At 67.7% G+C, this 10,781-nt stretch carries 15 protein-coding genes and 1 pseudogene; 10 read left to right on the top strand and 6 right to left on the bottom strand.

Annotated features, from left to right (window positions below; translation table 11 throughout):
* The first annotated feature begins 113 nt into the window (after positions 1-113).
* Complete coding sequence (locus AB0I35_RS32235) at positions 114-977, top strand: recombinase family protein (protein ID WP_357400089.1); 864 nt, start codon at positions 114-116, stop codon at positions 975-977.
* A 53-nt stretch (positions 978-1,030) separates the two neighbouring features.
* On the opposite strand, the gene AB0I35_RS32230 is transcribed toward AB0I35_RS32235, so the two are convergent.
* The 3 genes from AB0I35_RS32230 to AB0I35_RS32220 form a co-directional block, all read right to left on the bottom strand.
* Positions 1,031-1,894, bottom strand: coding sequence for a helix-turn-helix transcriptional regulator (locus AB0I35_RS32230; RefSeq protein WP_357400088.1), 864 nt, complete (start codon positions 1,892-1,894; stop codon positions 1,031-1,033).
* Positions 1,895-1,966: 72 nt separating this feature from the next.
* On the bottom strand, positions 1,967-2,983 hold the full coding sequence (locus AB0I35_RS32225; RefSeq protein WP_357400087.1) for an alpha/beta hydrolase: 1,017 nt from the start codon (positions 2,981-2,983) through the stop codon (positions 1,967-1,969).
* Between the two features lie 459 nt (positions 2,984-3,442).
* Positions 3,443-3,682 carry a hypothetical protein gene (locus AB0I35_RS32220; protein ID WP_357400086.1) on the bottom strand — a complete coding sequence of 80 codons (240 nt, stop codon included), beginning with the start codon at positions 3,680-3,682 and terminating at the stop codon, positions 3,443-3,445.
* An 835-nt stretch (positions 3,683-4,517) separates the two neighbouring features.
* Here AB0I35_RS32220 and AB0I35_RS32215 point away from each other — a divergent pair.
* From AB0I35_RS32215 to AB0I35_RS32205, 3 genes are all read left to right on the top strand, one after another.
* Positions 4,518-4,928, top strand: a complete 411-nt coding sequence (locus AB0I35_RS32215) for a hypothetical protein (RefSeq protein WP_357400085.1) — start codon at positions 4,518-4,520, stop codon at positions 4,926-4,928.
* Positions 4,929-4,972: 44 nt separating this feature from the next.
* Positions 4,973-5,578: a hypothetical protein gene (locus AB0I35_RS32210; RefSeq protein ID WP_357400084.1), complete on the top strand. Its 606-nt coding sequence runs from the start codon at positions 4,973-4,975 to the stop codon at positions 5,576-5,578.
* A gap of 570 nt (positions 5,579-6,148) precedes the next feature.
* Positions 6,149-6,277 (top strand): hypothetical protein, encoded by a 129-nt coding sequence (locus AB0I35_RS32205; protein WP_357400083.1) that lies wholly within the window; start codon positions 6,149-6,151, stop codon positions 6,275-6,277.
* A gap of 83 nt (positions 6,278-6,360) precedes the next feature.
* Here AB0I35_RS32205 and AB0I35_RS32200 read toward each other — a convergent pair whose 3' ends face one another.
* A complete protein-coding gene (locus AB0I35_RS32200; RefSeq protein WP_357400082.1) occupies positions 6,361-7,281 on the bottom strand; it encodes a tyrosine-type recombinase/integrase in 921 nt (306 codons plus the stop codon).
* Between the two features lie 286 nt (positions 7,282-7,567).
* Between AB0I35_RS32200 and AB0I35_RS32195 the strand changes: the two genes are divergently transcribed.
* The 5 genes and pseudogenes from AB0I35_RS32195 (at position 7,568) to AB0I35_RS32175 (ending at position 9,603) form a co-directional block, all read left to right on the top strand.
* Complete coding sequence (locus tag AB0I35_RS32195) at positions 7,568-7,975, top strand: hypothetical protein (protein WP_357400081.1); 408 nt, start codon at positions 7,568-7,570, stop codon at positions 7,973-7,975.
* Between the two features lie 176 nt (positions 7,976-8,151).
* The gene (locus AB0I35_RS32190; protein ID WP_357400080.1) at positions 8,152-8,490 is read left to right on the top strand and encodes a hypothetical protein; all 339 of its coding nucleotides are present in this window, start codon (positions 8,152-8,154) and stop codon (positions 8,488-8,490) included.
* Positions 8,487-8,951, top strand: coding sequence for a MerR family transcriptional regulator (locus AB0I35_RS32185; protein ID WP_357400079.1), 465 nt, complete (start codon positions 8,487-8,489; stop codon positions 8,949-8,951). The genes AB0I35_RS32190 and AB0I35_RS32185 overlap by 4 nt, the downstream gene beginning before the upstream one ends.
* Before the next feature lie 69 nt (positions 8,952-9,020).
* A complete protein-coding gene (locus AB0I35_RS32180; protein WP_357400078.1) occupies positions 9,021-9,272 on the top strand; it encodes a hypothetical protein in 252 nt (83 codons plus the stop codon).
* Positions 9,269-9,603 (top strand): annotated as a pseudogene (locus AB0I35_RS32175) (YnfA family protein). The gene AB0I35_RS32180 and the pseudogene AB0I35_RS32175 overlap by 4 nt, the downstream one beginning before the upstream one ends.
* A 34-nt stretch (positions 9,604-9,637) precedes the next feature.
* Here the strand turns inward: AB0I35_RS32175 and AB0I35_RS32170 are convergent.
* Positions 9,638-10,237 carry a hypothetical protein gene (locus tag AB0I35_RS32170; RefSeq protein ID WP_357400077.1) on the bottom strand — a complete coding sequence of 200 codons (600 nt, stop codon included), beginning with the start codon at positions 10,235-10,237 and terminating at the stop codon, positions 9,638-9,640.
* 10 nt (positions 10,238-10,247) lie between these two features.
* Positions 10,248-10,568 carry a hypothetical protein gene (locus tag AB0I35_RS32165; RefSeq protein WP_357400076.1) on the bottom strand — a complete coding sequence of 107 codons (321 nt, stop codon included), beginning with the start codon at positions 10,566-10,568 and terminating at the stop codon, positions 10,248-10,250.
* Between the two features lie 11 nt (positions 10,569-10,579).
* Between AB0I35_RS32165 and AB0I35_RS32160 the strand changes: the two genes are divergently transcribed.
* Positions 10,580-10,781 (top strand): hypothetical protein (locus tag AB0I35_RS32160; protein ID WP_357400075.1); only part of this gene is annotated, 202 nt, incomplete at its 3' end.

Genomic DNA, 10,781 nt, shown 5'->3' with positions numbered 1-10,781 from the left:
AGTGATCACCCATGAAACAGCGGCAGCGGCAGGCGGTATCCAGCACGTTCCATGTTTCATAGGTTGTTGCAAACATCTACTCAGATGAAACGTGTTTATGAAACACTGTGCGGGTGAGCGGCGACGACTTCCTCCGTGTGGAGGCCCACGACTGCCCGATGTCGAGTTGCGCGGCCCCGGCAGGGTCGCCGTGCCGCACCGGCAAGGGCAAGGTCGCCATCGGCTACCACACCGCCCGCTTCCGGCTCGTGCCCTCACTCGCCAAGGCGCTCAGCGTGAAGACCCCGGCCGTGCGCAAGCCCGGCTCGGTGTGGGCCGAGCTGCCGCGCCCGGCCGCGACTGTCGACGAGACGGGCGCGCACGTGCGCATCGGCTACGCGCGCGCCTCCACCGTGCGCCAGTCCCTCGACACCCAGCTCGATTCCCTGCGCGCGGCCGGGATCCGGCGGATCTTCTCCGAGAAGATCTCCACCCGCGCCCAGACCCGCCCCGAGCTCGACCGCGCCGTCGCCCTGGCCCGTGAGATCCGCGCTTCCGGCGCTGCGGTCACCTTGGTCGTGCACGAACACAAACGCCTCGGGCGCGGCATCGAACTCGCCGCGCTGGCCGAGCAGCTCAAGGCCGCCGACATCGGGCTGGAATTCCTCACCGGGGAACTGCAGGGCTCCCACGATCCGTCCGGGGTGGTGTTCACGGTGCTGGCCGCCCTGTCAGGGATGGAACGCGAATACATTCGCGACCGCACCCTCGAAGGCCACGAATCCGCCCGGGCCCGCGGCAAGACGATCGGCGGCGCCGCCGTGGCTGATGAGGCCATGCTGTCGATGGCCTTGCACCTGCGCGACCAGAACCACAGCCTGCGCGATATCGCCGCTCGCCTGGTCATTACCAAAGGCAAGAAGAAGGGACAGCACCCCTCACCGGCCACCGTCCTGCGGCTACTGCGCGACCACGACCAGGCCGCTGTCATGGCCTGAGCCCACACTCCGGGCCTGTGCCGAGGTTAACACGAAGAACCCGAGGCGCGCCCTCAGGCCGTTGGGGGCACGGAACCGAGCCGAGCGCTCAGGATTCGGAGTTTGTTCTCGCTGGCCGAGCCGGGGGCCGGTGACCAGACGGTGATGTGCTGGTCGGGGTCGCCTTTGGGGTAGAAGCTGTCCCAGTCGAAGGTGAACGCCCCGAGTTCGGGGTGGTGGATGGTTTTGGTGCCGAAGTCCTGGCTGGCGATCTCGCGGCTTTCCCACCACTGCCGGAACAGCGGGTAGTCCTCGTACAGTTCGCCGACCAGGTCGGCCAGCCGTGGATCGCGCGGGTTGTCGGCGGCCTGCATGCGCAGCAGCGCTACACCGGTGCGGGCCATGGTTTCCCAGTCGTCGTAGAAATCCTTCATACGCGGGTCGGCGAACAGCAACCGCACATAGTTGCGTTCGTGCGGGGCCATCGCGTCCAGGTCGAGCAGCAATGCGCCGGCCAGCGGGTTCCAGGCGAGGTAGTCGAGGTATTTACCGACCGCGAATGCCGGGGTCAGGATCAGCTGGTCGAGCAGGCGCTGCAGCTGCGGCCGCGCCGGGGCTGGCCGTCGCGGCGGGGTGGTGCGGGGATCGGCTCGTCGGGCCAGACCTTCGAGGTAGGTGCGCTGCAGTGGGGTCAACGCCAGGGTGTCGGCCAACGCGTCGAGCACCGGTGTCGAGGGCGCCAGGCGGCCCTGCTCGATGCGGTTGTAGTAGTCCTGGCTGATCGCGGCGTGGGTTGCGACTTCCACCCGCCGCAGCCCCGGCACGCGGCGCGTGCCGGGCTCGGGCGCGGGCAGACCGAGCACGGTCGGATCGAGCTCGCCGCGGCGCGCCCGCAAGAACTGGCCCAGCTCCTCGAGGTGCGGGTTCTTGGTGCTCACCTCAGCCATTCTCGCGCCACCGTGGCGCGGGGGCCGGATCCGGTGCGGCCGGGCGCGTACACGCTCCTGGGTCTACGCCAGGTGGGTGTGGAAGAAGCGGGCGACGTTGGCGACGGCGTTACCCATCTGGGCTGGTGAGTCGTAGTAGTCGAAGTGGTTGCCGTCGGCCCAGACGAGTTCCTTCTCACCGCGCACGGCCTCGTGCAACCGCTTGGCCTGCTCAGGCGAGGCGCAACCGTCGGAATGCACCACCATGGTCGGGGTCGTGACCTGCGGGGCCCGGCTCAGCGCATCGAGGCCGGTCCAGGTGTCCCAGGAGCTGACATCGAACTCGTTGCGGTAGGTCGCGACGTTGCCGCGGGCGGGGTTGGTGTAGTAGTCGTAGGCGCCCGGGGTGGGGTTGTAGTTCACCGCGGTCTCGTCGGTTTCGCTGTAGACGGTCAGGGTCGTGGGCTGGCCGGTCGCCTCGAACTTCTCGCGTGCGGCGGCGGCCTCGCTGCGGCGCCGGGCGAGCCCGTCCTCGCCGTAGGTACGTGTGTAGGTGTCCGCGTCGGTCAGGAATCCCGCGATCGTCGCGAACGCCTTGACCCGCGAGTCTTCCGCGACCAGGTAGACACCGTTGCTGGCCGAGGTGCACACCCCCACCATGCCCACGGCCTGCACGAACGGTTGCTCATCGAGGTAGGTGACCGCGGCCTTGAGGTCCGCGAGTTTCTCGGCCGGGGACTCGAACTGGCGCGGCTGCCCGCCGCTGGCGCCGTAGTGGGCGTAGTCGAAGGCCAACGCGACGAAACCCTGCTGCGCGAACTTGCGCGCGTAGGCCTGCGGCATCTGCTCCTTCACCGAGGTGAACGAGCCCTGCACGATCAACGCCGGATACCGGCCGCCCTCCTCGAAACCGGCAGGCGTGAACAGCAGACCCGCCAACCTCACGCCCTCGCGGTCGAAGCTGACCTCGCGCGAGGCGACCGCAGACTCCCCGCCAGGAACGCCCTTCGCAGACGCCGACCCGGCAACCATCCCGGCAGCTAGAACGGTGGTACCCGCTGCTTGCAGAGCGCTACGCCGCGACACCGACGTGCCTTCCATGGATGACTCCTCGCTCGTGAACCAGTGAAACCGGGGCCGTCACCTGCGAGGGGCGGGATCTCGAACATCCTGCCCGACGGCACTGCGACATCACCAGCCTGCGACTGGACGCCCGAACCGACAATGGGAAGAAATTTTCCTACAGCAGCCCACACCTGCAGGTTGACGGCCAGCGTGTCCCGGCGAGCCGGTCTTCTTCCACGACCTAGCCGCCGGAAGACCTCACCGGCGAACCCCTGGTGTAGCACCAGCTCAGCCACGGGCACACCACGCGGCCGCGCGTCAGCTGAATACGACTTCGAGCATCGCTGAAGACGCCTTCGAACATCGACAGCGGGCGCCCGAACACCCAGGTGCCGACGTTCGGGAGCCCGTTCGTAAACCAGCTCCAACAGCACGATGGCCGCCGAGACACTGTCTCGGCGGCCATCGGCTGAGCGGCCTATGCGGGTTCCCGATCTACTGGCCGGCGCCGGACTCGATCCGGTGTTGCTCGACCACGTCGTCGTATTCCTCCCGACGGTCCGGAGTCATGTCGTCCTCGTCATCGATGGCCAGGCTCCACGGGATCGGGCATGGCGGTGCGTGATCCGGATCAGGGCACAGCAACCGCTCGATCTGCTCGGCGACCGCGCGGGCGTCCTGCTCCGAGGCGATCACGCCCACACGGATCTCCCACAACCGTTTCTCGTCCGGCATCTGTCAGATCTCCTTGCAGTGGCGCTTGTAGTTACCCTGCGGCACGCTCTTGTCCGCGTCCTTCTTAGCCGCGGCGACCGCCGCCGGCTTGGTCTTGCCCGAGCCGGTCCGGTGATGTACCCCTGAGCTTCACCGCCGTGCTTGACCAGCTGGCACTTCACCGTAGCGGTGTACTTGGCGATCGGATCGGCCTGGACCACACCGGGCGCCGCAGCAGTCGGCTGTGCCGACGCCGTGGCGGATCCGACCATCCCAGCACCGATGGCCAGCGGCAGAGCGATGGCGACGATCAGCTTGCGCACGTGCATGTGCATGTGCGTTTCCTCCCCCTCGTGGCCTGATCCTCCTGCTCCGGCTTACATATGGGTTCGACGCGAGCCATCCCGATTCGGTTCCGATGATCTTGAAAAACTTTCGGGGGCACGTCCAGCGATGCCTGCGACGTGGCGTCGGTCGTCGGCCACACCAACCTCATCCGCTGAGCTTGAGACCGGCGACGCTCTCCACGCTCGGCCGAGGGATTGAGTGCAGCCGCGTCGCAGCCGCCCGCGGCGGCCGGTGATCAACACGATGAACAGCGGCACCTCATCGTCGCCTGCGGCACGAAACACCGACCGCCGTGGACTCCTTGTCCCACTTGCGAACTCGATCGGTCGCGGGTCGTTTGCCAATGCAACAATCCCGCGACCGATTTATACGGGCAAGTCGGTGCCCTGCGCTAGATTTGGCGCTCGGCCACCGAGGTGGGTGGCCTGTTCTCGTAGCTGAAAGCAGGTTAGGAATGGACCCGGTTTCGTTGATTGCTGCAGCAGTTGCTATCGGAGCTAGCGCTGTCGTGAGCGAGGTCGCCAAGGACGCGTATCAGGGATTGAAGTCGAAGCTCTTCGGCCGGTACCCGGTTGTCGAAGCCGAAGTGCTGTCGGTTGAATCTGAGCCCGAGGAGCCCCTTCGCCAGCAGCTGCTGGCCAAGCAGCTCGACAAGGCCGGAGCTGGTGACGACGCCGAGCTCCTGGCCGCCGCGCAGACGATGCTGAACACGGCAGCCGATCACGCTCCTGAGGCAGCCGCCGCCGTCGGATTCCGGCTCGACCGCGTCACCGCTGGCGGTAATGTCGAGATTTCCAACATCGATCTTCAGGGCGCTGGCGGGGTGTCCGTGGCGGACGTGGCCGCTGGCGGAGACTTCAAGCTCACGGGTGTGAAAGTCCAGGCCTCGGAGCCGCCCCACCCTACCCAGGCGCGGTAGCTGACACTGCCGCGCAGTCGATCCTCTCGGCCATATTCAACGGTGTGCAGGCCGGCAGGGATGTCACCACCAACCTCACGATCAACAACGGACCGTCGGGAAGCAACGCAGGCCGCGTCCACGCAGTCACGACCTCTGTCGAAGCGATGCCGATCGGCGAGAAATTCTGGAGAGTCAAGGTCAACAACGGGACCCAGGGGCCGATCACCAACCTTGCGGTGGACGTCTACTCGGTCGACGACGAGGGCAATAGGACTCAGGACGTGTGTGTGCCCGCGAAGCAGCGGATGCCTCTCGACCAACTGATGAGGGAAATTCTGGGCCCGGCAATGCTCGGAGGGCTCGGCGCCATCACAGACCACGCTGCGCTCAGTGGATTCCCGATTCCTGCTCAGTCGCTCGCTGCGGTGAACATGTTCGGCGGTCTGCCGATCAACGCCATGCTCGCTGCGGCCAAACCGAAGCTGCAGGCGGAGATCGCCGCGCATATGGCCGAGAACTTCCCTGAAGTCATCCCCGCAGGTGAATCTGGTGAGGTGGCGTATTGGGTCGAGGCCGATGTGCAGGTGCAGGCCGACATCCAATTCGACGACGAAGAAGGCACTCGCTGGTCGCGACCCTTTGGACAGCCGCCACGACGGGTTGAGTGAGGCCGTGGTCGGTGTCGGGAATCGTGCCTGACGCCGGCCACACCCAGAAGTCGAAATCGGGGTCAGGGTCGGCGGAGAGCATGAGCCGCCACGGTTTGGTTCCGATGATCTTGAAAACTTTTCGGGCAACCGTTTCTGGTGGTTGTCGCACACACCACCATGTTGCCCGAGATCCCTCTGCCGCACCGTGATTCGAGGAAGCAGCAGGTCTGGGCACTATTTGCACTGCGGTTATGGCACCAGCGAGACGCGGATCGGGATGGGATGGTTCAGCCCACGGGGCGGTTGCACCCCCTATCCGTACGGTCCGCGCCATGCATCTAAGTATGTGGCAGAAAGGTGTGGTCTCGATCGACGTCGCGGCGGTGATCGGGCTCGCGAAGCTCCTTCACACCTGGACGAAGAAACACTGGCCGAAGTGGCGGCAGCGCCGCCGGACCGCAGCTGAGGCCCGCCAATTCCAGCGAGATCTCCGACAACGAGAACAGGCTCGGCAGACGACGATCGCGGCCGCGGCCGCGGAGGGGCGGCCGATCGCCGTCGAGCACCGGGCGGGCCAGACCGGTCGCGGTGCGCTTCAGCGACGGCACCTGGTCGTACTACTTCAGTGGCGACCGCGAGGCCTACAACACGGCGATGCGCAGCGGCGACTACCCGCCGCTGCGCACCTTCCCGAACTACCCACCGCCTCTTCCCTGACGCTGTTGGGCCAGGGAACGTCGAGTCCCGGCCCAGCAGAGCCTTACCCGGTCAGTACTGGAAGTCGGGCGCCAGCGCCGCGCTTAGCGGCGGACGGTGTGGCGCCGTGCGGCACGGATCTCGTCGTCGGCGACCTTGTCGGCGAGCAGGGTGTAGATCTGGGTGGTCTCGGTGGAGGCGTGCCCGAGGCGCCGGCGCACGACCTCGATGGAGACCCCGGAGTTGATCAGCTCGGTGGCGTGGGCGCGGCGCAGCTGGTGGATCTCGATGTCGACACCGGCTGCGGCGCAGTACTTCTCCCACCGATGATGAGCGGCCGAGTACGACAGCGGGCCGCCGCGACCGTTGATCGACGCCCGGAACAGTGGACCCGAGGTGTAACCGGTGCGCGCGAGGTAGAGCTTGAGCAGCGCGACGTAGCCGCGGTCGTCGAGCAGCACGGTGCGCACCGAGCCGCCCTTGCCGTGCAGGCGTAGGTGCTCGTCGTCGAGGACCAGGTCGAGGTCCTCGACATGGATCCCGCAGACCTCCTCGGCGCGGGCACCGCACACGTAGGCGGTTTCGAACAGCACGCGGTCGCGCAGCACGGCGGTCGGCAGGTCCATGCGCGGCCGGCGCGAGCAGATCGAATCCAGCACGCGCGCAACATCGGCGGCCGCGGCCGGGCGCGGCAACCGCTTCGGCACGGTGATCGTGTCCACCTTGTCCATCGGGTTCACCGCGAGGCGATCGTGCCGGACCGCCCAGCGGCAGAACGCGGACACCGCGGCGCGCTTGCGGGTCGCCGGCGCCTGCTCGGTGATCCCGGCCAAGAAGGCGCGCACCGGGGCGACGTCCATCGCGGCGAGGTCGCCGTCGACGTACTCGGCGAAGCCGGTCAGGTCGCCGCGGTAGGCGCGGATGGTATTGGTCGGCCGATTGGCGTTGGCGAGGTCGGTGAGGAAGTCGTCGATGTGGACCTCCATCGGCACACCGGTGAAGCGGTCCTCGAACTCGATCTGCACGCGCCCGCACCCCTCATCGCCGAAGTTGCCCGATAACCAGGAAACGAACGGTCCGCGCCCGAAGGCGTCGAACCAGCTCGCTCGACCCGATCCTAGGCGAGGTTGCCCGATAACCGTCGTTATCGGGCAATAGGTCGGCCTGCCGTGCCGATGCCGGTGGCAAACACTGAACAATGCCCGCGTGTGAGGGGGTATGGAAGCTGTCGTAGACGATCATTGCCAGCATGAACTTCGCGCTGGACGGGTTCGGTGGATTCGTGCGCTCTCCGAATTGCCGGACGCGGACGTGCCTGCCGAACCCGGTGTGTACGTAGTCGTCCGGCCCACGGAGACCACTCCGGTCTTTCTGTCGGCCAGCCCTGCCGGATGGTTCAAGGGCAAGGACCCCACGTTGCCGGTGAACGAGCTCCAGGCGGCGTGGGTGCCAGGCGAGCCTGTGCTCTACATCGGCAAGGCCGCGGGGGGACAATCAGGGAAACGCGGGCTGCGTAAACGGCTCGACGAGTACCGCCGACATGGTGCCGGCCAGCCAGTGGGCCACTGGGGCGGGCGGATGATCTGGCAGCTGGCCGACAACGCCGAGCTGTTGGTCGGCTGGCGGACCACCGACGACGCGCGCGCTACGGAGAAGACCATGATCGCCGACTTCGTCGCGATGTACGGCCATCGGCCCTTCGCCAACCGCACCGGATAGCAGGGGGGCGAAACGAATCCGCTCGCCGTCAGGATTCGCCACACGTTTGTTCGACATCCCGACAAGGCTCGGGCGGTCGAGGTTGTCGGTTTCCGAAATGGGCTTCAGTGATTTTCGAAGTCGTGTTCAGTGCGGGGGTTGCATCCTGTACCGGGGTACAGGATTACCGTTGAAGCGTGACGATTTCACCAGGTCAGGACGTTTGGGTACCGGCGGCCTGCACCCTGCCCACCGTGGCGCAGCCGATCCGGGTCGCCGAATTCGACCAGTTCTTCACCACCTCCGCCCGCACCACCCGGCGTCCGGGTACGACGCGGCTCGAGGTGATCGTGGACCCGGCCGCCGAGACGACGGCCCGCGAGCTCGCCGGACGTGAGAGCAGCTGCTGCTCGCTCTTCACCTTCGACTTCGCCACCGACGGTCTGGTGATGGGCGTCGGGGTGCCGCCGGCCTACGTCGAGGTGCTCGACGCGTTCACCGCGCGTGCCCGGGCCGGGATCGGAGCGAACCGGTGACGGGGCTGCGGACCAGTCAGCTCGCGGTCGCGGCCGGGGTGAACATCCAGACCCTGCGCTATTACGTACGCCGCGGTCAGCTCGCCGAGCCGGGCCGCACCCTGGGCGGGCATCGGCTGTATCCGCAGGGTTCGGTGACGGTGTTGCGGGTGATCAAGGCCGCACAGCGGCTCGGGTTCACCCTCGAGGAGGTCGCGGCGCTGCTCGAAGGCACCCGTGTCGGCGGTCGGCGCCGTGCTGATGCGGGGCTGCGGGCCCGGGTGAGTGCCAAGCTCGCCGAGTTCGATGCCGAGTTCGCCGAGCTCACCGAGGTCCGCGCCACCCTGTGTGCCGCGCTGGCAGCCGGGTGTGAGGACCTGCTGGCCTGCAGCCAATCCCCGTCGTGTCCGGTACCGTTCGACAACGCACCCGCGGCTCGTGCGGCCGCGAACGACTTCGAAGGTGGCCGTTGTGGCTGCTGAGACGAACCGCCGTTGGTGGACCTCGATCGGCGCCGGGTGGCGCTGTGTGTGGGGTGTTGCCTGGCGCCGATGCTGATCGCGACCGGGATCGTGGGCGGCGGGACGGTGCCGGTGAGCCTGTCGTGGCTGCAACCGCTCGGGTTCGCCCTGATCGGGCTCGGCGCGGCCGGGCTGGTCTGGTCGCGGATCCGCGCGTGCCGGGGCGGGTGCGGCGCCGGGTCGGTCGACGGGGCCTGTGGGGCGTGCGCGAGCCCGGGCTGTGGTTGCGCCACCGCGGCGGCCGGTGCGGGTAAGTCCGGCATTGAGGATCGGCGCTCGTGACTGTGCTGCGCTCGATCCTGCTGTTCGCCTTGGCCGACGTCGCCGAGATCGGCGGGGCGTGGCTGGTGTGGCAGGGCGTGCGCGAACGCCGCGGTTGGGCCTGGATCGGTGCCGGTGTCATCGCTTTGGGCCTCTACGGGTTCGTCGCCACCTTGCAGCCGGATGCGAACTTCGGGCGGATCCTGGCCGCCTACGGCGGGTGTTCGTCGCCGGATCGCTGCTGTGGGGCATGGTCGCCGACGGGTTCCGGCCCGACCGCTGGGACGTGATCGGCGCGGTGATCTGCCTGGTCGGGGTCGCGATCATCATGTACGCGCCCCGCCCTGCCTGAGATCCCGGCCGCTTCGCGCGGGCTCGGCGGGTGGTCAGCTCAGCGGGCCCAACGCTCGGGTCACGGCGGCACCGATGCGGGGAAGCCGGATCATCATCGCGTGGCCGCCGACGGCGACATTCCCCACGCGCTCGGGCTGTTCGGTGCAGTAGTGCGCGACGTGTCGGGCCAGGAGCAGAAACTCCGCGTCGGAACCGTCGAATGATTCGAACCCGTCCACGGGGACCTCAGGGTGGATCAGAGTTCCCGCCCGCGTCTCGGTCTCGCGGGCGAAGTTCGTGCGGGAGGACACCGAGATCCGGGTGGCCCGGCCGTAGGGGTTGAAGAAGTACGTCCAGGCGGTGGTCGGGCCGAGCTGGTCCTTACCGTGCTGCTCACCCACCTCACGCCACAGCTGCGGCAGCATCGACTCCGCCTCGGCGATCACCGCGGAAACCGACCGATCCGGACCGGTGGCGATCGCGGCCAGCCACGGTTCGACGACATCGGCGGTGCCGGTGCCGGCGACGATGAACTTCCCACCCGCGGGCGCCCAGCACTTGGTGTAGTGCGCCCCGGCGGGGGCGCCTGCGGCGAAGGTGTCCACGACGACGGCGATCTCATCATCGGTCAGGTGCGAAATCAGCAGCGTCACGACCGGCAGGCTAGCCGTGCCCACCGACAGCATCGTGTGTGAGGGCGGCGCTCTGTTGGTCGTGGTCGCGCAGCAGCCGCATGACGATGGCCGGGGAAGGGTGTCGGCCCTTCTTCTTGCCGGTGGTGATGACCAGGCGTGCGGCGATGTCGCGCAGACTGTGGTTGTTCGCGCGCAGGTGTAGCGCCATCGACAGCATGGCCTCATCGGCCGCGGCGGCGCCGCCGACGGTTTTGCCGCGCGCGCGGGCGGATTCGTGGCTTTCGAGGGTGCGGTCGCGGATGTATTCGCGTTCCATCCCCGACAAGGCGGCCAGCACGGTGAATACCACCCCGACGGGTCGTGGGAGCCCTGCAGCTCCCCGGTGAGGAACTCCAGCCCGATGTCGGCGGCCTTGAGCTGCTCGGCCAAGGCGGCGAGCTCGATGCCACGGCCCAGGCGCTTGTGTTCGTGCACGACCAAGGTGACCGCAGCGCCGGAAGCGCGGATCTCACGCGCGAGGGTGACCGCGCGATCGAGCTCGGGGCGAGTCTGGTCGCGCACC

Origin of the sequence: Nocardia sp. NPDC050378, from assembly GCF_040655675.1 — a bacterium.
In the GTDB taxonomy this organism is placed as follows: Bacteria; Actinomycetota; Actinomycetes; order Mycobacteriales; family Mycobacteriaceae; genus Nocardia; species Nocardia coubleae.
The sequence above is the reverse complement of the archived record's forward strand: the minus strand, read 5'-3'. Positions and strand labels throughout refer to the sequence as shown.

Coding starts and splice junctions, on each gene's coding strand:
- AB0I35_RS32180 (WP_357400078.1), top strand. CDS start 9,021: ATGCTGATCGCGACCGGGATCGTGGGCGGCGGGACGGTGCCGGTGAGC.
- AB0I35_RS32225 (WP_357400087.1), bottom strand. CDS start 2,983: ATGGAAGGCACGTCGGTGTCGCGGCGTAGCGCTCTGCAAGCAGCGGGT.
- AB0I35_RS32220 (WP_357400086.1), bottom strand. CDS start 3,682: ATGCCGGACGAGAAACGGTTGTGGGAGATCCGTGTGGGCGTGATCGCC.